Below are 24,109 nucleotides of genomic sequence, written 5' to 3'. Positions count from 1 at the left end.
CACCCCAGGGCAGTTCTCGCAGTTGCCCAGGGCGCTGATTTCGGCTACAAGCCGCAGTGTGCGGCGGCTGGCGCGCATGCTTCCCCCGAAACGGCACAGGCCGTCGGCGCGCATGGCCTCGGCCGGGCCGGCAATGTAATCATCCAGCGCCTGACGATCACGCAGGCGATAGCTGACCGTCCGCCGGGCCCAGCGATCTTCGGCTTGTTCGTCGTTGCGAAGAATACGGGCGGAGAGAAAGCCGGGCTGTTCCAGCAGGGCCTGGACATGGCCACTGAGCCAGTCGTCAAAGGCTGCCTTTTGACGGGGGCTGATCTCCAGATTGACTTCGTAGATCAGCTCCCCGCCTTTTGATTCCAGCTCCCCCCATTCTTCGCGCATGGGTGATCTCAGCCATCTCGCCCGGTGCCATGTGCCGGTATCCCTGGTAAGGGGTTCACGGCCAGTTCTTCACCCTCGAAGTCATCCACGGCGATGATCTCGCTGACCATCTCATCGTAGCGGAGCATGAATTCAAGCTCTTCCTGATCCAGGATGTCCAGCTCCCCGGCCTGGCGATACTGGTCGGCGGTCGTGGCGTGGGTGATGCGGCCTTCGCGGACTGCCTCTCGAACCCGGCGGTCCAGCGGCTCGAAACGCTCGGCCATGCCCAGGGCACGTTCCAGCACAGCGATGGCACTGTTCTTGTCGCTGCGATACACGATTTCCGTCAGCCGGTCCCGACTGGGGTGGTCACTGATCAGACGCTTGGCGATGGCATGACCCAGGGCATCGCTGGGACTGGAAAAACTGCGGCCACGCGGGAAGACCAGGGCTCGTAACAGACGCGGGGTCAGCTTGCCCGGGAAATTGCGCAGCAGGCCGTGGAGCTGTTCCTGCAGTTTGTAGATCAGATCACGGCAGGCCCATTCCACGAAGGGCAGGTCTTCCTTGGGGCGGCCCAGGTCTTCATAACGCTTGAGGACCATGGAGGCCAGGTACATATAGCTGAGCATGTCGCCGAGGCGGGCGGAAATCCGCTCCCGCTTCTTGAGGGAGCCGCCCAGGGTCAGCATGGAGAAATCGGCCATCAGCCCGAAGGCCGCGCTGAAGCGACTTAGATGCTGGTAATAGCGACGGGTGGGGCCTTCGGGCGCCGCTGTGCCCCGGCCACGGGTAATGCCGAGCCACAGCGCCCGTACGGCGTTACCCATGGTGAAGCCCAGGTGGCCGAACAGGGCCTGGTCATAGTCACGGACGGCCTTGGCCTGGTCTTGCTCACGGGTGGCATGAATTTGTGGCAACACCCAGGGGTGACAGCGGATCGCACCCTGTCCAAAGATGATCATGTTGCGGGTCAGGATGTTGGCCCCTTCCACGGTGATCGCGATGGGGATGCTCTGATAGCCACGGGCGAGGGTGTTGCGCGGACCCATGCAGATCCCCTTGCCGGCCTGAACATCCATGGCATCGTTGCCGACGATGCGGGCCATTTCGGTGACATGGTATTTGAGGATGGCGCCGGCCACCGGGGGCTCTTCACCCTGGTCGATGGCAGCTGCCGTTACCCGACGGGCGGCGTCCATGGTCCAGCCCAGGCCGCCCATTCGGGCCAGCACTTCCTCGATCCCTTCAAAGCGACCGATGGGCATGCCGAACTGTCGCCGAACGCGGGCGTAGGCTCCGGTTGAAGCGATCCCGGCCAGGGCGGCGCCGGTGGTGTTGGACGGCAGGGAAATGGCACGGCCGGCCGACAGGCATTCCATCAGCATGCGCCAACCCTGTCCGGCCATCTTCGGCCCGCCGATGATGTAGTCCAGGGGAATGAACACATCCTCGCCTTCGGTGGGCCCGTTCTGAAAGGGGATGTTGAGGGGGAAATGTCGGCGCCCGGTGCTCACCCCCGGCAGGTCGGTGGGGATCAGCGCGGCGGTGATGCCATGGTCTTCGGTCTCGCCCAGCAAGTGCTCCGGGTCATACAGCCGAAAGGCCAGGCCCAGGACCGTGGCCACCGGTGCCAGGGTGATGTAGCGCTTCTGCCAGTTGAGACGGATGCCGACGATTTCCTCGCCTTGCCACTGGCCCTTGCAGACGATACCGCTGTCGGTCAGGGAGGCCGCATCGGATCCATTGCGGGGACCGGTCAGACCGAAACAGGGGATTTCATCACCCTTGGCCAGGCGCGGCAGATAATGATCCTTCTGTTCCTGAGTGCCGTATTTTTCCAGCAACTCGCCCGGGCCCAGGGAATTGGGCACGGCGATGATGGAGGCTGCGGTGGGGCTGTGGCCCGCTACCCGGCTCAGTACCTCCGACTGGGCCAGGGCGGAAAACTCCAGCCCACCATAGGCCTTGGGAATGATCATGGCGAAAAAGCCATTGCGTTTAATGAAATCCCAGGCCTCATGGGGCAGGTCGGCCCATTCATGGGTAATGCGCCACTCATCCAGCATCGCGCAGAGCTCATTCACCGGCCCATCAAGAAAGGCCTGTTCCTCTTCGCTCAGCTTGCCGGCAGGAGCGCCCACCAGTTTGTCCCAGTCCGGGCGGCCGGAGAACAATTCGCCTTCCCACCAGACCGTCCCGGCCTCCAGCGCTTCGCGTTCGGTGTCGGACATTTCCGGCATGACCTTGCGGAAGGCCTTGAGGGCCGGTTTGCTGATCAGCCCGCGACGCAGGGGGCGAACATTCAGTACCAGCGCCAGCAGGAAAAAGATTCCCCAGACAATGCCGCTGCCGACGCCGGGTTCGGTGTCCAGCAGCCTAACCCCGGTGGAGGCCGCCAGAACGATGCCGATGCCCAGGGTGGTGGCGCCCAGGCTTGCCCCCCGATAAAGCATCAAGGCGACGAATAAAAGTAGGACGAGGACAGTGATCAAGGTGAGCAAGGTTCTTCTCCCGATTCAGTCATTGGGTGCTTGGTCCCAATGAAATGGCGGTGGTAGTGCGCTTGATGATCGCTTCCTGGCGGCCCTCGGCGTGGAGGGGCCAGGGTCAGTTGCCGGTGACGATTTCGATACGGTCCACTATAGTTGTCCTGATAGATGTAGGAAAGCCCGCCGCTATGTTGCTGGCGATACTTTTACAGGCGCAATGGGCCCGAGTGGTCATGAAACCTACCCTGGGAGAATTATGAGCGACAACGCCGAGGCCAGACCCAAATTGCTGGTGGCAGACGATTCCAAGGTCATGCGCCTGTCGGCCAAGAAGATTCTCGAGCCAGAGTTTGAACTGGTGGTGGAGCCGGATGGGGTTGCCGCATGGGAACGCTTGTCCAAGGAGCGGGATATCCTTGCGCTGTTCTCGGATGTAGGCATGCCCGGCATGGATGGCTATCAACTGCTGGAGCGAATTCGGTCCAGCGAGGATAGCCTGCTCCAGGCACTGCCGGTGATTATCGTGACCGGCAATGATGAAGAGTCAGCTCGCGACAAGGCCCTTGAGAAGGGGGCGACGGATTTCATCACCAAGCCATTTGACCGCACCCAACTGTTGGCTCGTGCCCGTGCGCATGCCAGTCATGACCGAATGCGGCGCAGGGCACGGGAACTGGAAGCCAGTAATGTCGAGGATTCCGTCACCGGACTGGGTAACGCCCGCTATTTCGAAAAGCGCTTGCGTGAAGCCCGGGCCCACTGTTTAAGACATGGCTATCCCCTGGCTCTGCTTCGTGTCGATTTGATGGATTTCGAGGCTCTGGTCAAGCGGCGTGGAAAACGGGTGGCTGCCGATGTCCTGCGGGAGGTCGGTGCTGTCTTGCAGGACAGCCTTCGGGAGGAGGATGTGGTCGCCCGCCTGGGTGGAGCACGCTTTGCCGTGATCTGCCCGGATAATGACCGCAGCGGTGCCAAGGCCCTGGCGGAGCGTTTGGTCGAGACCCTGGGTGGAACAAAGTTCGCGGCCGAACATCAGGCCACAGTGGCGCCGGTGGCCGGGGTTTACCTTGCCTCGGACAGCGCCGATGAAAAGCTGGAGGCCATTTACCAGTCCGTTCAGGCGGCTCTGTCCGAGGCCGGTCAGCGTGGGCCTGGAACAGTGATGGTGCATCCCCCGACGGCAGAGGCCGAGCCGGACCAGGCGCGCTCAAGAATGGAAGACGCCCTTTATGATCGCCTGCACAAGATGCTGAGCAGATTGCCGGGTGAGTCGGCGGATCGCGTCATTGCGCGCCTGCAAGAGGCTTTCGGGGGTAGCCGCGATTCCGCCTGAAACCGAGCCTGAAACAAAAAAGCCCCGGCGGAGCCTATTGGCTCGCCGGGGCCTGTCGTGGGCAATGGCGCTTACAGCAGTTCCTTGACGCCTTCGCGCTCCTCGCGCAGCTCCTCTTCGGTCAGGGTCATGCGCTCACGGCTGAATGCATCGATTTCCAGACCCTGGACGATCTCGTAGTCGCCGTTCTTGCAGGTCACCGGGAATGAGTAGATGACGCCTTCCTTGATGCCGTAGCTACCATCACTGGGCACGGCCATGCTCACCCATTTGCCGTTACTGCCAAGATGCCAGTCGCGGATATGATCGATGGCCGCCGACGCCGCGGACGCGGCAGACGAGGCACCCCGGGCCTTGATGATGGCGGCACCACGCTGCTGCACCGTGGGGATGAAATCATCCCGGTACCAGCCCTGGTCCACCAGTTCCGGGGCGGCTTTGCCGTCCACGCTGCAGTGGGCGATGTCCGGGTATTGGGTGGCGGAGTGGTTACCCCAGATGATCATGCCATCGATCCGGGTGTGGTGCTTGCCCGTCTTCTCGGCCAGTTGTGCCAGCGCCCGGTTGTGGTCCAGGCGGGTCATGGCGGTGAAGTTGCGCGGGTCCAGATCCGGGGCGTTGGCCTGGGCAATGAGGGCATTGGTGTTGGCCGGGTTGCCAACCACCAGCACCTTCACGTCGCGGCTGGCATGATCGTTCAGTGCCTTGCCCTGAGGTCCGAAGATCTTGCCATTTTCCTTCAGCAGGTCCTTGCGCTCCATTCCCGGCCCGCGGGGCTTGGCCCCCACCAGCAGGGCGAAATCCGTGTCCTTGAAGCCCACGTTGGCGTCATCGGTGGTGACGATGTCGTGGAGCAGGGGGAATGCACAGTCCTCCAGCTCCATGGCGACCCCCTTGAGGGCGTCCATGGCGGGCGGGATCTCCAGCAGCTGGAGAATGACCGGCTGATCCTTGCCGAGCATGTCCCCGGACGCGATGCGGAAGGCCAGGGCGTAGCCGATCTGGCCGGCAGCGCCGGTAATGGTGACGCGAAGCGGTTTTTTCATGGTTGGCTCCCTGAATCTCGAATTGGGATGGATTGGGACTGGATTCGGCTTGCGCAGGCGCTCCGGCCGCCGCCCGGGCGGCGGCCGGCCTGCCGATGGCGCGCCATTCTAACAGGAGCGGCAATGGCGCGCTGAACCGGCCCCGTGCTCTCGTCCTGGGCTGCGTCCACCCGGGGTTTCCCAAAAAAATCTTCTTCCGCCCCCTTGCAATTCTTCGATTGAGTGTTATAGTTAACTACAACAGCAAACGGGGCAGATGCCCCAGGAGGTGGAAAATGACGATCCGTAACGCAACAACGCTGTTTGCTGCCCTGGCTATGGCCACGGGCGTTTTGGTCACCGTCCCCGCTGCTGCCGGCACCGGGATTGAATTTGAGCGCAGCTCGCCGAGTGAGCTTTTCGCCAGCGATCTGAGCGTCGATCGGGCGCAGTTGGCGGCTGAATTGATGGAAAGTCTGCGTGAGAGCGGCTCGCGTCTGGATCAGGTGCAAGTCCGCGAACAGCTGGCCGAAGCCCCGCGTGACGGGGACTCCGAGCCCTGCGAAGCCATCGAAGACGAGGATGGACTGGTCGGTGGACTGGTGATGTACATCGGTAACCGTTAATGTAAGGCAGTAGAGCCCGCAAGGCTGGCCCCAACCGAGGCAGCACCATGGACCAAGAGTGGAATGACAATCAGCCGATCTACCGCCAGCTTCGAGACAGAGTGGTGGACATGATCCTGGAGGGCGTCCTCGCCGAGGGTGACGCCCTCCCCTCGGTCCGCAATGTGGCGACCGAGTACCAGATCAATCCGCTCACCGTGCTCAAGGCCTACCAGGCCCTGCAGGACGAGGCATTGGTGGACAAGCGCCGGGGGCGAGGCATGTTCGTGCGCGATGGGGCCGTATCCCGTCTGCGCGAATCCGAACGTCAGCAGTTTCTCGAGCAGGAATGGCCGCAGATTCTCGAGCGCATCGAGCGACTCGGCCTGGATCCGGAGAAACTGCTGTCCGCGGGGAATAGGGAGCGACAATCATGAGCGCCGTCATCAAGGCAAGCAATCTGAGCAAGCATTATGGGCGGACCGAGGCCCTGAGTGGCCTGGACTTCGAAATCCAGCCCGGTTCCATTGTCGGCCTGATCGGGCCCAATGGCGCCGGCAAGACCACCGCGCTCAAGGCCATTCTCGGCCTGACCCGCTTTGACGGGGAGCTGGAGGTCATGGGCCAGGATCCTCGCCAGGCCCGGCATCAGTTGATGCGCGATGTCTGTTTCATCGCCGATGTGGCTGTTCTGCCCCGCTGGCTCAAGGTCTGGCAGGCCCTGGATTTCGTCGAGGGTGTGCATCCCCGCTTTGACCGTGAACGAGCCGAGGCCTTTCTCGCCCGAACCGAGATTCGGCGCGATCGCAAGGTCGGCCAGCTCTCCAAAGGCATGATCACCCAGTTGCACCTGGCCCTGATCATGGCCATTGATGCCCGTCTGCTGGTTCTGGACGAGCCCACGCTGGGTCTGGATATTCTCTATCGCAAGGCCTTCTATGACCATCTTCTGAATGATTACTTTGATGGTGATCGCACCATTCTCGTTACCACCCACCAGGTGGAAGAGATCGAGAAAATTCTGACCCATGTCATGTTCATCAAGGCAGGGAAGCTGGTGCTTGATGAGGAAATGGAAACGTTACCCAAACGATTCAGCGAGGTTCTGGTCAAGCCGGCTGATGCCGACAGGGCCCGTGAGATGAATCCCCTGCATGAACGGGAATTGCTGGGTCGTCACCTGTTCCTGTTTGAGGAGCAGCCGCGGGAGCGGCTCGCGGAGCTGGGGGAGATCCATAATCCGGGTATCGCCGACATTTTCGTTGCCAAGATGGGCAAGGGTCCGGCAACCGCCGGGGAGGTGCAGTCATGAATCAATTGCATGCCATGTACAGCCTCATCCGGCGCGAGCTGTGGGAACACAAGTCCCTGTGGATTGCGCCTGCCGTGACCGCAGCACTGTTTCTGGTGGCCTCGGTCTGGGGTTTCATCAGCCTGGTGAGCAATCCCACCGCGGTGGAACAATTCAATCAGCATGTCTTGCCGCAGATGACGGGTGACCGGGCCTTTGATGTTGCCCACGGCATGACACGGGCCAGTGCCTTCACGATTTACGCCGTCATGGTGGTCGTGTTGTTCTTCTATGCCCTCGACTGCCTCTACAGTGAACGCCGTGACCGCAGTATTCTGTTTTGGCGGTCGCTGCCGGTCTCGGACACCCTGACCGTATTGTCCAAGTTGTTGGTGGTCCTGCTGGTGGCACCGGTAATTGTGCTGCTGGTGGGGCTGGCGCTGGAGGTTCTTGGCTTGTTACTCGCGCCCATTCTCGTCATGGGTACGGACATGAGTTTCGGCGATTATCTGCAGCCACTGGCCGCCCTGTCTGCATTGTTCGGCATGCTGGGCGATATGTGGTTGCTTGGCCTCTGGTTCCTGCCCTACTTCGGTTGGCTGTTCCTGGTCTCGGCCTGGGCCCGCAAGGCCGCCTTTCTGTGGGCGGTGCTCCCGCCCCTGGGTGTGGCCTTGGTGGAGTGGGTGGCGCTCAGTTCCAGGGAGTTCCTGAAGATGATCGGGCATCATATCTCCCTGCCTTTCCAGAACGCCCAGCAACAGGACTTTGGTTTCCGCACCGGCGACCTGAATGTGGAGGCCTCCGCCGCCGAGATCACCGGTCTGGCCGGGTTTGCCGAGCCTGCTTTCTGGATTGGTCTGGCGGTGGGCGTGGCATTCATTGCCGCAGCGGTCGCCATCCGCCGTTATCGCGGCGAGACTGCCTGAGCCGGCCGTTCACAAGCCATTAAGGAATAAGAAAAACCCGCTTCTCCGGAAGCGGGTTTTTCTTATTCGGTTTTCCCCTTTAGCCCTCTGGAGGCTGCTCCATCCAGGCGCGACTGAACCAGACTGCCAATACCGCTGCAAAATACTGCAGGCTGATCCAGCTCTGTTGCGCCTGATCGGCACCGTTGGCCTCAAGAAGCTGCAGGAAGGGCCAGCCGAGAAAGGCGAAGGCGATGGTCAGCAGCCAATGGCTTTCCTCTCCCCCCTGGTAATAATGACGGCCATGATTGAAACTCAGCGCGCCGCAGACGAGGCCGGCTGCCAGGGCCCAGACATGGAGCTGTTCCTGCTGCAGGGCCAGCGCTGCAATCAGCAGCAGCGGCAGGGCAAAAAGCCAGCCCCAGCGCCGGCCCAGGGCGATGAGCTGGTGGATCCACTGACGATGTCTAGTCTGGCTGGGCCTTCTCGGCATTCGGCTACTCTGAAACAGGGCTTCCTCACAGGCTATCATTGCAGTCATGGATGTGAATCTTTTCCTCGTGCTCAATTTCATTGGCGGCATCGGGCTGTTTCTGCTCGGCATGCGGCTGATGACCGAGGGCCTGAAGGTAGCGGCGGGCGACGCCCTGCGTCATATCCTCGGTTTTGCCACTCGCAGCCGGATTCGCGGTCTGGCGTCCGGCGCTCTGATCACCAGCCTGGTGCAGTCCTCAAGCGCGGTGATCTTTGCCACCATTGGATTCGTCAACGCCGGGATCATCGGGCTGAGCCAGGCGGTGGGGGTGATCTACGGTGCCAACCTGGGTACTACCGCCACCACATGGCTGGTGAGCGTGGTCGGTTTGGAGTTCAGCCTCAAGGCCTTCGCTCTGCCCTTCATTGGCGTCGGCGTGTTCCTGCGCATCCTGGCCCGCTATGGCCAGTGGCGGGCAATGGGGGATGCCATTGCCGGCTTCGGCATTTTCTTCCTTGGCCTGGACGTAATGACGGACATGTTCCGGGAGACCGGTCCCATGCTGACTCCGGCGGTGGAGAGCGAGGGTGTGCTCCTGCTGCTATTGCATTTGCTGGCCGGTTTCGTGATGACCGTTATCATGCAGTCTTCCAGCGCCGCCCTGGCGGTCATTCTTACCGCGGCCTCCGGCGGCCTGCTGGGACTGCCCGGGGCGGCGGCCATGATGATCGGCGCCAACCTGGGCACCACTTCCACCGCCGTGTTCGCATCCCTGGCCGCGACCCCCAATGCCCGTCGCGTGGCCGCCTCCCATGTGATCTTCAACCTGCTGGAAGCGACCATTCTGTTCCTGGCCTTCGGGTTCCTGCTAGGCTTGGTCCAGTGGCTGGCTGCTGCGGTGGGCATGGGGCACTCCATGGCCGTGTCGCTGGCCTTCTTCCACAGCATTGGCAAGCTGATCGGTCTGGCCGCCATCTGGCCTCTGACCGGTCTCATGGTCGACGCCCTGGGGCGTTACTTTCGCCCCGTTGCCGGTAGCCTGGCGCGGCCGCAGTTCCTTGACGAGGCCGTGTTGAGCACACCCAGCCTGGGCCTGCGTGCGGTGGATCGGGAGCTCAACCGCAGCCTGGTGGCCGCCAGTCACCTTTTTCACGATGCCATTGCCGCCAAGCGGCCGGATCCGGCTCGACTGACCCGCACTCAGGGGGATCTGCGAACCCTGCTGGACAGCATCAACGACGCCCTGCAGGGCTTGAGCGCCGACGATATGAAGTCGCGGCAAAAAGAGGCACTGCCTCAGGTGCTGAGGGCCACGCGCTATCTGGAGGAATTGTCCGAACGCGCCCTGGAACTGGATGAGCTGGCCCGCCGCCTGCCTTCCCGGTGCCCGGTGGAAGACCCGGACACCGCCCCCTTGTTGACCGCCCTGGCTCGGGACCTCAAGCCGGAGCGGCTCACTGAAACGGGACTGGACCCTGTCTTTGACGAGCGTTACCAGGTGGTCAAGTCCGAGCTGCTCTCGGCCGGGGCCGCCAAGCGCATGAGCAGTCGCCAGATGAGTGAGTGGCTGGATTACTTCAGCATTCTCCGGCGGGCAGTGAAAACCGCCGGGCGCGCCCGTCTGCACGCCCGTGCCTTCAGTCAGGCGCTGGACGACGAGGCCGCGCCTGCCGAAACCACGGCCTCGGCAGGCGAAAACGCCTAGCCGCCTTTCGATCGCAGGCCTTCGGCAACCCGTTCCGCTGTCCTGCTGGCCGCATCCCGGAAGGGCAGCAGCAATTCATGTTCCGGAAGATCAGCCAGCGCCCGGATATCCGCCGGGTGATGGGCGGTGAGCATGATCCGGCCCTGGAAGCCGCCATGGCGAAGGCTGTCGAGCAGCGCCCGGTTGGCGACCGGATCCGGAATGGTACTGATGACCATCCGGGCATGGCTCAGCGGCAGGCGTTCGGCCAGTTCCGGGTCTTCGGCATCGCCGTAGCAGGCCCGAACTTCCTCTGCGAGCAGTCCGTCTACTGCCGACGGGTCGAAATCCACGCCCAGTACCTGGATGTCCCGGTCGCTCAGTTTCATGGCCAGGTCATAACCAAAACGGCCGAGGCCGCAAACGATCACATCGACCGCCGCCTCCTTCTGGCTATCCTGGTCCTGCTGCGGCATCCGCTCACGCTCGAAAATCCGCAGCCACGGGGCAATGCGGTCGTATATGGGATGAGAGTAAATGATCAGATAGGTGGACAGACCGATGGTGATCAGGCCGACCAGGGTCACCAGGCCCACGGTTTCGGCAGTAATGTGGCCGAGACTGTAGCCCAGGGCGGCCAGGATCAGGGAGAACTCGCTGATCTGGGCCACCGTCAGGCCGGCCAGGAAGCCGGTTCGGCTGCGATAGCCCATGAAACCCATGATGATCATGACGATGATGGGGTTGCCGATCAGAACGAAGGCCGACAGGATCAGCGCTGGTCCCACCTGTGCACCCAGCAGGTCCAGCTCGAGCTGCGAGCCCAGATGCAGGAAGAAGAACAGGAGCAGGAAGTCGCGCACGGTGGTCAGACGGGCACCCAGCGCATCACGGAAGCGGGTGGAGGCCAGGGAGATGCCCGCCAGGAAGGCGCCGACCTCCATGCTGAAACCCATGGCATCGCCGACCGCGGCCAGGGTGACCGCCCAGGCAATCCCAAACAGGACCAACAATTCCCGATTGCGGGCGATCATCTCCATCAGTCGCGGCAGGATATAGCGCATTGCGATGGCGACCCCCAGCAGCATGACGATGCCGGCGCCCAGAACCCTGAGGGCTTCCATCCAGGGGCCTTCGGTGTCGGTGCCGGCGCCAAAGGCCGACAGCCCGATCATCACCATCACCACCACAATGTCCTGAACGATCAGAAAGCCGATGGCGATCCGGCCGTGTAGGGCGTCGATCTCGCGTTTATCGGACAGCAGCTTGACGATGATGATGGTGCTGGAGAAGGTCAGCGCCACGGCAACGTACAGCGCGGTAACCGGTGACATGCCAAGGGCGATGGCGATGAAATAGCCCACCACCGATGTGAAGATGACCTGGCCCATGCCGGTGGCCAGAGCGACCGGACCCATGGTGCGAATCAGGGACAAGTCCAGCTTCAGGCCCACCACGAACAGCAACAGGGCGATGCCGAGTTCGGCCAGCAGTTCGATATCACCGGGATGAGGCACCAGGCCGGTTACCGCCGGCCCGGCGATGATGCCCGCGGCGATAAAGGCTACGATGAGGGGCTGGCGCAAGAGCATGGCCAGGCCCCCGATCCCGACGGCGAGAGCGAGCAGAATGGCGATATCGAAGAATTCGGTTTCCATCAGACACCCGGTTTTCGGTTATTGTGTTGCGGCAGCACCAGACGGGATTGAACCATATCGGGGGCCTGTGATGAATCCATTCCTGCTGGGGAACCACTGATTAATTCATTGCTTGCCCGTAGCGCAGAGGCTACTGTGCTGCGCAATGCGCCTTGAATCAGACGCTCTCAGCGCCAACTGCGGGTGCAAATGAATTAGTCAGATGTTCCTTGGTTATTGAGAGCTTGAATGGTTTGCCGTAAGGCGGCCCGAAAGGGAATTCACAAAGGGGACGGCGGAAGTCTCGCGCAAGAGGCTTCCGATACCAGTCCAGCAGCACAATGGCGCGCTGCGGATCATTTCAATAGACGAGGAGGAAGCATGGCCAGAATCCTGTCCAAGATCACATGGCTGGCGGCCACGGGGGCATTGACCCTCGGTCTGGCAGCCTGTGGCGAGTCCGAGCCCCCGGCGGCACCGGAGGATGATTTTGAGTTTTCGGTGTTGTCCGGCGGTTTTGAATCCACCTACCGACCGCTGCCATCGGAAACGGTCTTGATCACCAACGCCACCATTCTTACCGGCGCCGGTGAGCGAATCGACGATGGCAGCCTGCTGATGCGCGATGGCCGTATCGAGGCGGTCGGCAGCGAAATTGAGGCCCCCGAGGATGCCCGGGTGGTGGATGCCGATGGGGGTTGGCTGACCCCAGGGATCATCGATAGCCACTCCCATCTTGGGGTCTATCCCTCTCCGGGTGACTGGGCCCATGCCGATGGCAACGAAATCGTTTCCGCCAACACCGCCCATGTCTGGGCCGAGCACGGCCTCTGGCCCCAGGACCCGGGATTCATCCGCGCCCTGGAAGGCGGGGTGACCACCGCCCTGATCCTGCCCGGTTCGGCCAACATCTTTGGCGGGCGCGGGGTGACCATCAAGAACGTGCCGGGACGCACTGCCCAGGACATGAAGTTTCCGGGCGCCCCCCATGCGCTGAAGATGGCTTGTGGCGAGAACCCCAAGCGGGTCTACGGCCAGGGCAGAAACTCCCAGCCCTATACCCGCATGGGCAACAAGGCTTTCGTGCGCAGCGCCTTCATCGACGCCCAGGATTATCTGGACCGCTGGGAAGACTACAAGCGCAAGAAGGCCAATGGCGAGGATGTGGACGCGCCCAAGCGTGACCTGGCGATGGAGACCATTGCCGGTGTCCTCAACGACGAAATCCTGCTGCATAACCATTGTTATCGTGCCGATGAGATGACCCATCGGATGGATATCGCCGAGGAATTCGGTTTTCATATCACTGCCTTTCATCATGCGGTGGAGTCCTACAAGATCGCTGACCGGCTTGCCGAGGCCGACGTCTGTTCGGCCATGTGGTCCGACTGGTGGGGCTTCAAGCTGGAGGCCTGGGATGGCATCCGGGAGAACATCCCCCTGGTGGAAGCGGCGGGCGCCTGTGCCGTGCTGCATTCCGACTCCGCCCAGGACATTCAGCGCCTGAATCAGGAAGCGGCCAAGACCATGGCGGCCGCCAACCGGGCCGGCATGGCGGTCAGCCGTGAACAGGCCATCCGCTGGATCACCCTCAATGCCGCCCGCATTCTCGGCATCGACGAGGTCACCGGCTCCCTGGAGCCGGGCAAGAACGCCGATGTGGTGCTCTGGGATGGTGATCCCTTCAGTGTCTACAGCCGCACCCGCTTGGTGTTCATCGACGGGGCCCGGATCTATGACCGGGACGATCCCCTGCGCCTTCCGGAACTGGATTTCACCCTCGGCATGTTTGAAGGAGATCAGTGATGCTCAGATCCATTGCCCTAGTTTTGCTGACGGCATGGGGGCTGGCTGCTGGCCCCGTCATGGCCGAGCGTCTCGCCATCACCAATGCCACCGTCCACACCCTGGGTGAGGATGGGGTCATCGAAGAGGCCACCATCCTGGTCCGTGATGGTCGTATCGAGGCGGTTGGAAGCGACCTGAGTGCACCGTCGGGTGTGACCCGAATCGATGCCGAGGGTCGGATCGTCACACCCGGCATTATCGATGCCCATGGCCAGATCGGCATTGTCGAAGTCGGTGCGGTCAGTGGCAGCAATGACAGCTCGGTGTCGGGTCGTCATTTCACCGCCGCTTTTGATGTCACCGATGCCATTAACCCGGCATCCATGCTGATTCCCGTGAATCGGGTGGAAGGGATCACCCGTGCCGTGGTGGCACCCGGTCATGGCAGCGGCGGCACCCTGATCGCCGGGCGTGGCGCGATCATTGACCTGGGAGGTGAGGGTGATTATGTCACCCGCAGCCCGGCGGCCATGTATGCCAGTCTCGGCGAGACCGGTGCCCAGCTGTCGGGCGGTTCCCGTGGCGCGGCCATGCTGCATCTACGGGAAGCCCTGCAGGATGCCCGTGACTTCGCCGACAACCGGAGTGCCTTCGAGCGGCGGGAACGGCGCGACTACGCCCTGGGGCGGCTGGACCTGGAGGCCCTGCAGCCGGTGATTGAGGGTGACATGCCCTTCATCGTCCAGGTTCATCGGGCCAGTGATATTCGCGCCGCCCTGCGTCTGGCCACGGATTTTGATCTCCGCCTGGTGATCAGCGGCGGTGCTGAGGCCTGGAAAGTGGCCGATGAGTTGGCGGCACTCAATGTGCCCGTGCTGATTGATCCGCTGCAGAACCTCCCCGGTCGTTTCGAATCTCTCGGGGCCACGCTGGAGAATGCAGCACGCCTGCACGAAGCCGGTGTCGACTTCGCCTTTGCCACCGGTGATAGCCACAATGCCCGCAACATCACCCAGGCGGCCGGCAATGCTGTGGCCCACGGCCTGCCCCATGAGGTCGCCTTGGCTGCGGTCATGTCGCAGCCGGCACGGATCTGGGGGATCGACGACCGGGTCGGGCGGATTGAGGCCGGCCTGGATGCCGACTTGGTGGTCTGGGATGGGGATCCGCTGGAAGTCACCAGCTATCCGGACCATGTGATCATCAAGGGTCGGGAGATGTCCATGGAAACCCGGCATACCCGCCTGCGGGATCGTTATATGAATCTGGAAGACGATGAATTGCCCCGCGCCTATCGTCGCTAGGCACGGGGCCTTGAGAAATCAGGACCGAGACAGGCCCTTCCCGCAGGGGAAGGGCCTTTTTTTGTCCGACAGGCCCTCCCCGGCTTTGATATGATTTCGGTATGAATCGTCTACTCAAAATCCTCATTCTCGTGCTTGCCTCCTTCATGGTGGCCGGCTCCAATGGCTGTCCCTTCGATGTGGATGAAATCCTCCGCGGTGGCAGTGACGGTGAGAGCGCCTCACTGACCTGGAAGCGGGCCCAGCATGTCATTGGGCAAAGCTCCATGACCGTGGTCGAGTCGGATCGCAGCACCGATGCCAACACTCTGCTTGATCCCGGCGGGGTCATTGTTTCCGGTGGCCGCCTTTATATTGCCGACAGCGGGGCCAACCGGGTGCTGGGCTGGGGCAGTCCACCGGACCGCAATAACGAAGCAGCGGATTTTGTCCTTGGCCAGCCGGGCATGAGTGACGATGGCCGCGGCCGGGATCGGGCCGGCCTGCATGAGCCGGTGGGTCTGATCGCCGGTAGCTGGGGCCTGGCGGTTGCCGATCTGGCCAATCATCGGGTGCTGCTCTGGAACGAGCGACCGACCAGCGGGCCCCAGGATGCCGACCGGGTATTCGGTCAACCGACTCGGGATGAGGTCCTGCTGCCGGGATGCGACGCGGATGCCATGGATTCTCCCTGGGGGGTGGCCGCCCCCGGCAGCCGTCTGCTGGTTTCGGATTATGAGAACAACCGCCTGCTGCTGTTCGAGCGCGGTGATGCCAGCGGTGCCGATGCCCGGGGCGTGATCGGTCAGCCGGACCTATCCACTTGCGTCGCCAATCGGGGTCAGGGTCAAGCCTCGGCGGACAGCCTTTCCGGACCGGCCGGTATCTGGACCGACGGGGATCGACTGGCCGTGGCCGATCGTTTCAACAACCGGGTATTGCTCTGGGACAGTTTCCCGGAGGAGGGTGAGCCGGCCGATCGTGTCATTGGCCAGGAAGACATGGATAGCAATACCACCAACGCCGGTGGTCTGGAACGCGGTCTCAATGCTCCCACCGCTGTCTGGTGGGATGGCAGCCGTCTTTTCGTGGCCGACCGGGGCAATCACCGGGTCCTGATCTACGACCGCTGGCCCAGCCGCAACCATGTCCAGGCCGATGCGGTGCTCGGTCAGCCTGATCGGCGCTCCAATCAGCGCAACAACACCGGCGACAACAGCCCGGTGAATGCCCGCAGTCTATCCCGACCGGAAGCGGTTTATTCCGATGGAGAAGAGCTGCTGGTGGTGGATAGTGATAATGACCGCGTACTGTCCTTCGATATCTCCGACTAGGCCATGCAGACCCTGGATGCCAGTGCCGAGCAGGACGGTCGTATTCCGGTAGGCATCAGTTCCTGCCTGCTGGGAGAGGAAGTCCGCTACAACGGTGGCCACAAGCGTCATCGTTACGTTGAGCAGGTTCTCGGCCGTTACTTTCGCTATCTGCCTTTCTGCCCGGAGGTAGCCATCGGCATGGGGGTGCCGCGCCCACCGATCCGCCTGGTGGGGGACCCGGACGCACCGCAGGCCCGCCAGGTGAATGATCCGTCCAGGGATTTCAGCGATGCCCTGAGAGCTTACGGGCGTGAGCAGGCGGCGAACCTGGACGGGCAGATCAGCGGCTACATCCTCAAGGCCAAGTCGCCGAGCTGCGGCATGGAGCGGGTCAAGGTCTATGACGTCAAGGGCATGCCCACCGGTCAGGGCCGGGGGCTCTACGCTGAAGCGCTGATGGCACGCCATCCCTGCCTGCCGGTGGAGGAGGAAGGGCGGCTCAACGATCCCAATCTGCGTGACAATTTCATCGAGCGGGTTTTCGTCTATGACCGCTGGCGCCGCCTGCAGGCCGAAGGCCTGGATGCCGGCAGCCTGGTCCAGTTCCATACCCAGCATAAATTTCTGATTCTGGCCCACGACCAGCAGGCCTATCGCGAGCTTGGACGGCTGGTGGCCGGCGCCGGCAAGGGCGATATCCAGGCGCTGGCCGAACAGTACCTGAGTCAATTGATGCAGGCGCTTTCGAAGCATGCCTCAAGACGGGATCACGCCAATGTGCTGATGCACCTGGCAGGCTTTTTCAAAAAGCAACTGGATGGCGGTGACCGTCAGGAACTGGAGGACAGCATCCAGGCTTATCGCCGGGGTGAGCACCCCCTGCTGGTGCCGCTGACCCTGCTTCGCCATCATTTGCGCCGTCACCCCGAGGCCTACGTGGCCGGCCAGCACTATCTCGACCCCTTCCCCCGTGAGCTCGGCAGCGGCGAACGCTGAGGGCGCCTCGCCAAGTCCTTGATCTGCCGCCAAAATCAAACGTTTGTTTGACAATGAGCCCTCCCCAGCTATGTTTTTTATATGCCTCTGCGCAACGGATTGCCGTCCGGCCTGCTTAGCCTGTCGGCAGTCTGTTGCGTTTCGGCTACACAAGGAGCGGCCCGCGGGTCGCTCCTGTTTTCCAGAATCAACGAAACGGGAGGGCCTTTATGGTGGCACGACTCTGTATGGGGATTGCCTGTCTGTTACTGGCGCCGGCCTTGTTCGCCAATACCGGCGTTGCCTTCGTGCATGGCACAGGCAGTCAGACCGATGCCCGCAATGACTACTGGACAGCCGCGATGGTCGACTCGGTCGCATCCGGCCTGGACGACACCGCCAGGCATGTGGTGGTGAATTGCGATTTCGAGCAGTACATGTGGGATGAGGCGGCCGCCGGCTGCCTGGCCGGGCAACTGTATGACTTCATCCATGCCCACGACATCGATGATCTGGTGGTGATTACCCATTCCAATGGCGGCAACGTCATGCGCTGGATCCTCTCCAACCCCACCTGGGATGGTCGCTACCCGGACATCATTGAAGCCACCCGCTGGGTCAATGCCCTGGCCCCCTCCAGCCTGGGCACACCGCTGGCCAACGCGGTCATGGAAGGTAATGTCTTCGAGTCCTCTCTGGGCTGGCTGCTGGGCTACCAGAATGATGCCGTTCGCATGCAGCAGACTCACTGGATGGCGCACTACAACCAGAATTGGTTGCTGGGCACCGACGGCCGCCCCTCTCTGCCCCGCGGCTTCTGGTCCGTGGTGGGCAGTAACGTTCGGGTCGCCGTCTGGAGCGGCAATAGCTACTGCGGTGGCTACCACTACAACGTGGGACTGGCCGTCACCCAGGCCTGGCTCGACAGTTGCGCCGACGGCTTCCTCGAATGTGACAGCCAGTCCGGTGCCGGTCATGTCTGGTTTGAGGACACCTGGATGATGGATAACGGTTATGTCCTCAGCCACAACCAGAGCCGCCGGCCCTGCTTCGGGCTGGACAATATTCTGCGAGACGATCTCTGAGTCCGAGATTGGTTTCAGTGAGAAACTGCTTTATTCAAGGGGAAATCATGTTTCAGCGAATTCTGACCGTGATGGTGGTGGCCAGCCTGCCCGTGGCGGCAGCGGCCGAGCAAGTCCGTCTGCTGCCGCCGGCAAGTGACGATTTTCAGGGCAGCGTCCGGACCACCCAGATGGCCCAGGTTTCTGAAAGGCCGGAGGGTCCTCGTGGTGAGGCGGCGAGCATTTTCATGCCCGCCTCGGATGGAAAGATTCACAGCGGCGGGCTGCAGGCCCCCGAGGGTGAGAGCCGCAGCTACCGACTCGAGGTGAGTGCGGCCAGACTGGCCGATGGGGTGTCTCTGCCCTTGAGCGCAGCGGGCGCCGTCGTCAGGCTGTCGCCGGTGGGATCCTCAGGTGCGCGTCAGCTCCAGGGCCGTGATGTGGAGATCCGTCAGGGGCCCTGGGCCCTGCAGGGCCGTGCGGTGGCCCGGGAATTGGCGGGGGCGGAACATCAGCAGGCGGCAAGGGAGGTGTTTGGTCCCGATACCCTCGCTTTCCGCCTGGACCGGCGCATTGCGGCCGGGGAGGCGACCTTGCAGGTTCGGCGGGAAGCCTTGATGCGCGGCGGTCGCTATCAGGTCCATGTGTTCGAACCGGAGAGCCCGGCCGTGGGCGTGATCTCCGCTTCCCAGCCATTGGTGAGTCTGGGCGAGAGCCTGTCGGCGGAAGCCGGCGTGGCTGGCCTGCGGAATCTGAAAGTGGAATCGGTGGAAGCCTGGCTGCACAGCCCCTCCGGTGAGCGCATGCGGGTGGATGATCTGTCCACGGTCACTCTGCCCCGGCTGAGTGCGGTTGAGCCCGGTCTCTGGGAGCTGGAAGGCAGAATCCAGGCCCGCGGTCCCGACGGTCCCGTGCGACGGGATGTGCGCGTCGCCTTTGAGGGGGTACCGCCCACCGCTCGCCTGGATGGTCGGATCGCCCTTGAACGCGAGCGTGGCGAGTGGCGTCTGCGTCTTGGCGTGGAAGTGGGCACGGCCGGTCGCTATGAATTGCGGGCCAGCCTGCCCGGTGCGGGCACGGCCCATGCCGCCCGCTGGCTTGAGCCCGGCGCCCACGAGCTGGTGCTGAGCTTCCCGGGCGAGCCACCGCGGGATGCGGTGCTGCGGGATCTGCGTCTGGTGGATCAAAGCCGGATGGCCATGCTCCATGTTCAGGACCAGGGCATTCAGATCGGCGGCTGGACACCGATCCTGCCGGGCATGCCTCTGCGCTGATACCTGCGTCCATCCGCGGGGGCCGCTTTGGCTGGCCCCCGCGGCATTCGGACTAGAAGCCCGCAAACTCCACTCTCAGCCCCAGCTGGGTGCTCGGCTGCAGGCCATCCAGGTCAATACCCGCCGCGCGCAAGGCGATATTGTCGCCCAGGTAGACCGACAGGCCCAGGTCGAAACTCCAGCGGCTGTCCAGATCGGTGGACCCCGTTGCCCGGCTGTAGACCACGGCCGCGTCTAATTCCAGGCGGTCGGTGGGCCGGGCCCGGACACCGTAGCGACCCCGCAGGAGATTCCAGTCCGAACGGGACAGCTCATCGTCACTCCAGCGATCCTGCAAATAGCTCAGGGTGACGAAGAAGGAACTGCGGTCGGCATAGTGTTCATGCAGGCCCAGGCCAAGTTCGCGGCTGACCCGGCTGCCAAGTTCCTCGTAATCCCCCTCCTGCCAGTTGAGGAAGACATAGCTGCTCTCGCCGGTTTCGTAGGCCCCTTCGACTCGCCAGCTATCGCCCTCAAGGCCACTCTCGTCCAGTTCCTCGGTACCGGCCCAGACGCTGATGTGGGAATAGTCAAAGTCCAGTCCACCGCGGCGAGGACTGGGCTGTCGTTCATTGGGGCGTTGTCGGTCCCCCTGCCAGTCGCGGGCGGCGAAGTCCTGGGCGCCGCCGAGGCCTTCGGCAGACACGGGGGTTGGCGACCAGGGCAGCAGGCCCATGGCAATGACGAGAAAGACACTGTGTTTTCTCATTGGCGTGCCCGATCCTTTGCAGCGGCTGATAATGACCGGCCCCGGGCGTGGGGCGGGGTAAACGGCCGCCATTATACGTGCGCCGCCGTCAAATGCAGCATCCCCGTCTGACCGGCGGGCCGATGCCGCAGGTCGCGTCCCTGGGGGCGCTTTGCTCGGCCTGTGGTAGCCTATACAGGTTGCCGCACCGTTGCCGCCCGGCGCGGGTGCAGGCGCTTGTTTCCATCGGGCCCAAGGCCCGCCCTGATCGAGTCTGGAGAGAAGAGCAATGTGGAGAATGCCTCTCAGCGTGTTGATTTTCGCTTTTTTGGCGAGCGCGGCAATCGCCCAGCCCATGCCTGAGCAGCAAATGGAGCAGCAGGAGCAGGAAGCCGAAGAGGACGCCATTTTCGGTGAGCTGGACCGGGAGGAAGTGGATGCCTTTGCCAGCGTTCATTACCGGGTGGTTGAGCTGGAGCGGGATTTTGTCCAGCGCCTGCGTAATCGGGACGAAGGGCAGGACGCGGGTGAGATGCAGCGGGAAATGACCCGTGAGCGACTGGAAATGATCCGTGAGGCCGGCCTTGATTCGGAGAGCTACCAGCGCGTTAGATCCGCCATGGCCCGCAATGAGGCCCTGAGGGATTACATCGAAGAGCAGGAGCTGGAACACCGGGCTGATAACGACTAACAGCTGACAATGGGCGGCTGCCGGGGAGGCGTGATGGCGACAGAGTCGGATAAGCAAGAGAGGCGCAGGCATACGCGGGTGGACTTCCGGGCGGATGCTCGTCTCAATACTGACGGCAGCCAATGGCCTTGCGAGTTATTGAATGTTTCCGTTAAGGGGGCGCTTCTTACCCGGCCCGAGGGATGGCCTGGGAATGAGGGTGATCGCAGCCTGTTGAGCATTGCGCTTGAGGGCGGGGCACCCGTGGAAATGGAAGTCAATGTGGTCCGCGTGGAGGCTGAGAAAGTGGCCTGTGACTGGGACATGTTCGACGTGGCCGGATTCGTCCAACTGCGGCGCATGCTGGAGCAACAGCTGGGCGATCCCGAATTGGTCGCCCGTGAGCTGACCCAGCTTTACTCACAGGACTAGAGGTCTCCAGGTGAAGCAACTCCGCGTCTCCGTTGACGAACTGGTTCCGGGGCTCTACGTCAGTGAGCTTGACCGTCCCTGGACGGAGACACCTTTCCTGTTTCAGGGCTTCATGGTTGAGACCGAAGCCGATATCCGAGCACTCCGGGAGCATTGTGAGTACGTCTGGGTGGACGGGGAGCGTTCACGCGAGTTGCCCGCGTCCACTCCCAGGCCGGATGGGTCGGGCACTGGCAGTCAGCAGGTCAAAGACGCTTCCGCAAGCGATGTCATCAGTCTCAGCAAGCGATTGCACCAGGGCATGAGGGACGGACTGGCAGCCCGCCGTTTTGCAGCGGAGTGCTTGGCTCAGGCCTTTGAGCGGATACGCAGGAAGGAAGGCGGTGCCATGTCCAACCGTCTGGTCCAGTCGGCCGCCCGCCTGGACGGGCTGGTGGCCAGCTACCCGGAAGTCGCTCACTGGTTGGCCAATCTGCAGCAGCATGAGGACAGGCTGCTGGATCATTCGATCAATGTCAGTCTGCGTGCCCTGCTACTGGCTCGGGAACTGGAGCTGCCGCCTGCCGAGGTGGCGGCGGTGGGGTTTGGTGCCCTGCTGCACGATATCGGCAAGCTTAGCCTGTCGCCCGAACTGTTGAATAAGCCGAGGCCGTTGAGTCGCGAGGAGTGGGGCCAGATCCGCCGCCACCCGCTTATTGGCAGTCACCTTCTGGCCGGGGGTGCTCTTCCTGATACGGTCCAGCGAATCGTCCGCTACCACCATGAAAGGATTGACGGCCAAGGCTTCCCGGAAGGTTTGAAAGGCAATGAGCTGGAGCTGCCCATACGCGTGGTGGCGGTGGCCAATGCCTATGACAGCATGACCTCCAATCGTCTGGATCGGCCGCGGCTGTCTGGTTATCAGGCTGTGACCACCTTGATGCGTGATGCTGACAATACCTGGGGGCGCAGTCTGGTGGAGGCCTTTGTTCGCTGCACCGGCATCTATCCGGCGGGTACGCGGGTGCGATTGGGCAGTGGAGCCGAGGCAGTGGTGGTTCACACCCCCGTGACCCGCCGTCTGCAGCCGGTGGTTTGCATCTACCGTCGACCGGATGGCAGCAGTGATTCCCGTCTGCCGCTTTATGACCTGGCCGCCGTCTCGGCCAATGAGCGTCAACAATACATTGATCAGGTCATTGAGCCGGACGGCGGTGAGCAGGAGTTATTGCAGGTTATCACCCGCGAGGCCTTTGCCGCCTAACGGATCACAACCTCGCCCTGCATGGCACCCCAGTGGCCCGGAAAAGAGCAGAAGAAGCGGTAATCACCGTCTTCTTCGAACAGCGACGGGTCCAGTTCAAGGGTTGTACTTTCCCCCCCGCCGATCAGGTCGGTGGCTGCGATCACCCGCTCATCGCCAGCGGGGACATAATCATCATCGCTTGCCTCCATGGCATCCTGGGCGAGAGCTTCCAGATCTTCGGCACGGGTAAAGACGATGTTGTGGCCCATTGCCTCAATCCCCAGATCGCCGGAGTGGGTCAGGGTCAGTTCGATCACATCGCAGCTCTGGTCGATGACGATCTCATCGGTATCGAAACTCATGGCGTCATCGCTGTCCACGGTAATGCTGCAGTCTCCGGCCCAGGCTGACGGTGCCAGAAAAAACAGTGTGATCAACAGGGTAGGGAGTAGGGTCTGCTTGCCCATGTCTGTCTCCTTTTTCTTCTGCAGTGATCATCCCCGAGAAGGGTCGGGCCTGTGGGGCTTGGGACTTTGCTGCGGGCGCCTAGTTCAATCCGCTTATCAGTCACTATTCGGTGCCAACCGCCGGAGTGAGACAATGCGTTTCTCGGTGAGCTGGTAGACCAGCTCAAAACGGCCGTGTACACCGGATTCGGTGACAAACGGCCGAAAAGCACTGGCCGGCAGCACCACTCGTCGCCCATCCTCACTGAGGCCGGCGAAACGAGTCAGGCGCCCAGCGTAGTAATTTTCCATATCCTGCCGCTCCAGATTGATCTGGAAGATAATGCGGCAGATGGATTCTTCATCCCTCATACTCGCGCACGACGACGCCTTCATCATCGTCATCGTCTTCCACGGCATCTCCATTGGGCTCGACATCCACGTCCCTGCAGCGATAAACCCCATAGCGCTGCTTTCCACTGTCGATTTCGCTCAGGGCTGCAATGGTGTCACCACCGCGTTCAACGGCATGATTGCGGGCCAGGGTGATGAGATCGCTTTCCACCGCATCCTGATGGCGGTCCATACCGGCGACCCGAGCGAGCACGGACACCTCCACCGAGGAAATGCGCTCGCAGGCTTCGGCTTGTTCTTCGCTGATCAAGGCTATTCCTTCAGTGCCTGACTCCGGCCGAACCCATGTGCAGGCAGCGACAGTGAAGGTCATTGCGATCAGGGCAGTGGCGAGCGACGAGCGGTCATGAATACGCATGGTGCACTCCGGCAGTTGTTGAGCGATTGGCGGGAAGCTTCCATTTCAGCCCAAGCCTGGCACAGTGTAAAGTGATTGGGTTGTTTCCGCGTCCTGGCCTGATGAGCTGCAACCTGTCTATAGAGATTGGCTGCACACTCAGAGGTTCCTCAGGAATTGACCATGAGATCCATCAAGGGAGAAGGGCTGCATGGGCACTGAAATGTCCGGATTTGAGTTATTGCTGCTTGGGGTATTGCTGTTGGTCGTGGTTCTTTTCTTTGGCCGCGGTCTGGGTACGATGCTGAAGGAAAGCCGAGAAGCGCCCAAGGACTGGGGCGGGTTGTT

24 protein-coding genes are annotated in these 24,109 nt (G+C 62.2%); 15 read left to right on the top strand and 9 right to left on the bottom strand.

Annotation, left to right across the window (positions count from 1 at the left end; genetic code table 11):
* Together ACJWXQ_RS02690 and ACJWXQ_RS02685 are read right to left on the bottom strand one after the other, a co-directional pair.
* A partial coding sequence (locus ACJWXQ_RS02690; protein ID WP_406672086.1) for a DUF4286 family protein occupies nucleotides 1–381 on the bottom strand: 381 nt, incomplete at its 3' end.
* Between the two features lie 8 nt (nucleotides 382–389).
* Nucleotides 390–2,867 (bottom strand): acyl-CoA dehydrogenase, encoded by a 2,478-nt coding sequence (locus ACJWXQ_RS02685; RefSeq protein WP_346051723.1) that lies wholly within the window; start codon nucleotides 2,865–2,867, stop codon nucleotides 390–392.
* A gap of 244 nt (nucleotides 2,868–3,111) precedes the next feature.
* Between ACJWXQ_RS02685 and ACJWXQ_RS02680 the strand changes: the two genes are divergently transcribed.
* On the top strand, nucleotides 3,112–4,188 hold the full coding sequence (locus ACJWXQ_RS02680; protein WP_406672085.1) for a GGDEF domain-containing protein: 1,077 nt from the start codon (nucleotides 3,112–3,114) through the stop codon (nucleotides 4,186–4,188).
* Between the two features lie 71 nt (nucleotides 4,189–4,259).
* Here ACJWXQ_RS02680 and ACJWXQ_RS02675 read toward each other — a convergent pair whose 3' ends face one another.
* Nucleotides 4,260–5,234 (bottom strand): malate dehydrogenase, encoded by a 975-nt coding sequence (locus tag ACJWXQ_RS02675; protein ID WP_406672084.1) that lies wholly within the window; start codon nucleotides 5,232–5,234, stop codon nucleotides 4,260–4,262.
* 275 nt (nucleotides 5,235–5,509) lie between these two features.
* Here ACJWXQ_RS02675 and ACJWXQ_RS02670 point away from each other — a divergent pair, with 275 nt between their 5' ends.
* The 4 genes from ACJWXQ_RS02670 to ACJWXQ_RS02655 are packed head-to-tail and all read left to right on the top strand — an operon-like array spanning nucleotide 5,510 to nucleotide 8,035.
* A complete protein-coding gene (locus ACJWXQ_RS02670; protein WP_346051728.1) occupies nucleotides 5,510–5,839 on the top strand; it encodes a hypothetical protein in 330 nt (109 codons plus the stop codon).
* A gap of 47 nt (nucleotides 5,840–5,886) precedes the next feature.
* Entirely contained in the window at nucleotides 5,887–6,255 is a 369-nt protein-coding gene (locus tag ACJWXQ_RS02665) for a GntR family transcriptional regulator (RefSeq protein WP_346051730.1), read from the top strand.
* Entirely contained in the window at nucleotides 6,252–7,130 is an 879-nt protein-coding gene (locus ACJWXQ_RS02660; RefSeq protein ID WP_346051732.1) for an ABC transporter ATP-binding protein, read from the top strand. The genes ACJWXQ_RS02665 and ACJWXQ_RS02660 overlap by 4 nt, the downstream gene beginning before the upstream one ends.
* Nucleotides 7,127–8,035, top strand: a complete 909-nt coding sequence (locus ACJWXQ_RS02655) for a hypothetical protein (RefSeq protein WP_346051734.1) — start codon at nucleotides 7,127–7,129, stop codon at nucleotides 8,033–8,035. Before ACJWXQ_RS02660 ends, ACJWXQ_RS02655 begins: the two co-directional genes overlap by 4 nt.
* A gap of 79 nt (nucleotides 8,036–8,114) precedes the next feature.
* Here the strand turns inward: ACJWXQ_RS02655 and ACJWXQ_RS02650 are convergent, their stop codons facing one another.
* The gene (locus ACJWXQ_RS02650) at nucleotides 8,115–8,555 is read right to left on the bottom strand and encodes a hypothetical protein (protein ID WP_346051736.1); all 441 of its coding nucleotides are present in this window, start codon (nucleotides 8,553–8,555) and stop codon (nucleotides 8,115–8,117) included.
* A 4-nt stretch (nucleotides 8,556–8,559) separates the two neighbouring features.
* Between ACJWXQ_RS02650 and ACJWXQ_RS02645 the strand changes: the two genes are divergently transcribed.
* Nucleotides 8,560–10,194 (top strand): Na/Pi cotransporter family protein, encoded by a 1,635-nt coding sequence (locus ACJWXQ_RS02645; RefSeq protein ID WP_406672083.1) that lies wholly within the window; start codon nucleotides 8,560–8,562, stop codon nucleotides 10,192–10,194.
* On the opposite strand, the gene ACJWXQ_RS02640 is transcribed toward ACJWXQ_RS02645, so the two are convergent.
* Nucleotides 10,191–11,831: a cation:proton antiporter family protein gene (locus tag ACJWXQ_RS02640; RefSeq protein WP_346051740.1), complete on the bottom strand. Its 1,641-nt coding sequence runs from the start codon at nucleotides 11,829–11,831 to the stop codon at nucleotides 10,191–10,193. The genes ACJWXQ_RS02645 and ACJWXQ_RS02640 overlap by 4 nt on opposite strands.
* 360 nt (nucleotides 11,832–12,191) lie before the next feature.
* Between ACJWXQ_RS02640 and ACJWXQ_RS02635 the strand changes: the two genes are divergently transcribed.
* From ACJWXQ_RS02635 to ACJWXQ_RS02610, 6 genes are all read left to right on the top strand, one after another.
* Nucleotides 12,192–13,616 (top strand): amidohydrolase, encoded by a 1,425-nt coding sequence (locus ACJWXQ_RS02635; protein ID WP_346051742.1) that lies wholly within the window; start codon nucleotides 12,192–12,194, stop codon nucleotides 13,614–13,616.
* Nucleotides 13,616–14,902, top strand: a complete 1,287-nt coding sequence (locus ACJWXQ_RS02630) for an amidohydrolase family protein (RefSeq protein WP_346051744.1) — start codon at nucleotides 13,616–13,618, stop codon at nucleotides 14,900–14,902. Before ACJWXQ_RS02635 ends, ACJWXQ_RS02630 begins: the two co-directional genes overlap by 1 nt.
* 101 nt (nucleotides 14,903–15,003) lie before the next feature.
* Nucleotides 15,004–16,215, top strand: coding sequence for a hypothetical protein (locus ACJWXQ_RS02625; protein ID WP_346051746.1), 1,212 nt, complete (start codon nucleotides 15,004–15,006; stop codon nucleotides 16,213–16,215).
* A gap of 3 nt (nucleotides 16,216–16,218) precedes the next feature.
* A complete protein-coding gene (locus tag ACJWXQ_RS02620) occupies nucleotides 16,219–17,193 on the top strand; it encodes a YbgA family protein (protein WP_406672082.1) in 975 nt (324 codons plus the stop codon).
* A 209-nt stretch (nucleotides 17,194–17,402) separates the two neighbouring features.
* The gene (locus ACJWXQ_RS02615) at nucleotides 17,403–18,257 is read left to right on the top strand and encodes a hypothetical protein (RefSeq protein ID WP_346051749.1); all 855 of its coding nucleotides are present in this window, start codon (nucleotides 17,403–17,405) and stop codon (nucleotides 18,255–18,257) included.
* A gap of 47 nt (nucleotides 18,258–18,304) precedes the next feature.
* Nucleotides 18,305–19,510, top strand: coding sequence for a DUF4785 domain-containing protein (locus tag ACJWXQ_RS02610; RefSeq protein WP_406672081.1), 1,206 nt, complete (start codon nucleotides 18,305–18,307; stop codon nucleotides 19,508–19,510).
* A gap of 52 nt (nucleotides 19,511–19,562) precedes the next feature.
* Here ACJWXQ_RS02610 and ACJWXQ_RS02605 read toward each other — a convergent pair whose 3' ends face one another.
* The gene (locus tag ACJWXQ_RS02605) at nucleotides 19,563–20,258 is read right to left on the bottom strand and encodes a hypothetical protein (RefSeq protein ID WP_346051753.1); all 696 of its coding nucleotides are present in this window, start codon (nucleotides 20,256–20,258) and stop codon (nucleotides 19,563–19,565) included.
* 268 nt (nucleotides 20,259–20,526) lie between these two features.
* Here ACJWXQ_RS02605 and ACJWXQ_RS02600 point away from each other — a divergent pair, with 268 nt between their 5' ends.
* From ACJWXQ_RS02600 to ACJWXQ_RS02590, 3 genes are read left to right on the top strand one after another with little or no spacing between them, the layout of a single operon-like run.
* Nucleotides 20,527–20,928, top strand: a complete 402-nt coding sequence (locus ACJWXQ_RS02600) for a hypothetical protein (RefSeq protein ID WP_406672080.1) — start codon at nucleotides 20,527–20,529, stop codon at nucleotides 20,926–20,928.
* 9 nt (nucleotides 20,929–20,937) lie between these two features.
* Entirely contained in the window at nucleotides 20,938–21,339 is a 402-nt protein-coding gene (locus ACJWXQ_RS02595; protein WP_406672079.1) for a PilZ domain-containing protein, read from the top strand.
* Between the two features lie 10 nt (nucleotides 21,340–21,349).
* Nucleotides 21,350–22,582 carry an HD-GYP domain-containing protein gene (locus ACJWXQ_RS02590; protein ID WP_406672078.1) on the top strand — a complete coding sequence of 411 codons (1,233 nt, stop codon included), beginning with the start codon at nucleotides 21,350–21,352 and terminating at the stop codon, nucleotides 22,580–22,582.
* Here the strand turns inward: ACJWXQ_RS02590 and azu are convergent.
* From azu to ACJWXQ_RS02575, 3 genes are all read right to left on the bottom strand, one after another.
* Nucleotides 22,579–23,031: an azurin gene (azu, locus tag ACJWXQ_RS02585; protein ID WP_346051761.1), complete on the bottom strand. Its 453-nt coding sequence runs from the start codon at nucleotides 23,029–23,031 to the stop codon at nucleotides 22,579–22,581. The two genes, ACJWXQ_RS02590 and azu, sit on opposite strands and share 4 nt — an antisense overlap.
* A gap of 96 nt (nucleotides 23,032–23,127) precedes the next feature.
* Nucleotides 23,128–23,382: a DUF2835 family protein gene (locus tag ACJWXQ_RS02580; RefSeq protein WP_346051762.1), complete on the bottom strand. Its 255-nt coding sequence runs from the start codon at nucleotides 23,380–23,382 to the stop codon at nucleotides 23,128–23,130.
* Entirely contained in the window at nucleotides 23,372–23,782 is a 411-nt protein-coding gene (locus ACJWXQ_RS02575) for a DUF4156 domain-containing protein (RefSeq protein WP_346051764.1), read from the bottom strand. Before ACJWXQ_RS02575 ends, ACJWXQ_RS02580 begins: the two co-directional genes overlap by 11 nt.
* Nucleotides 23,783–24,109: the final 327 nt, after the last annotated feature.

Origin of the sequence: Natronospira sp. (assembly GCF_007134575.1) — a bacterium.
Lineage (GTDB): Bacteria > Pseudomonadota > Gammaproteobacteria > Natronospirales > Natronospiraceae > Natronospira > Natronospira elongata.
The sequence above is the reverse complement of the archived record's forward strand: the minus strand, read 5'-3'. Positions and strand labels throughout refer to the sequence as shown.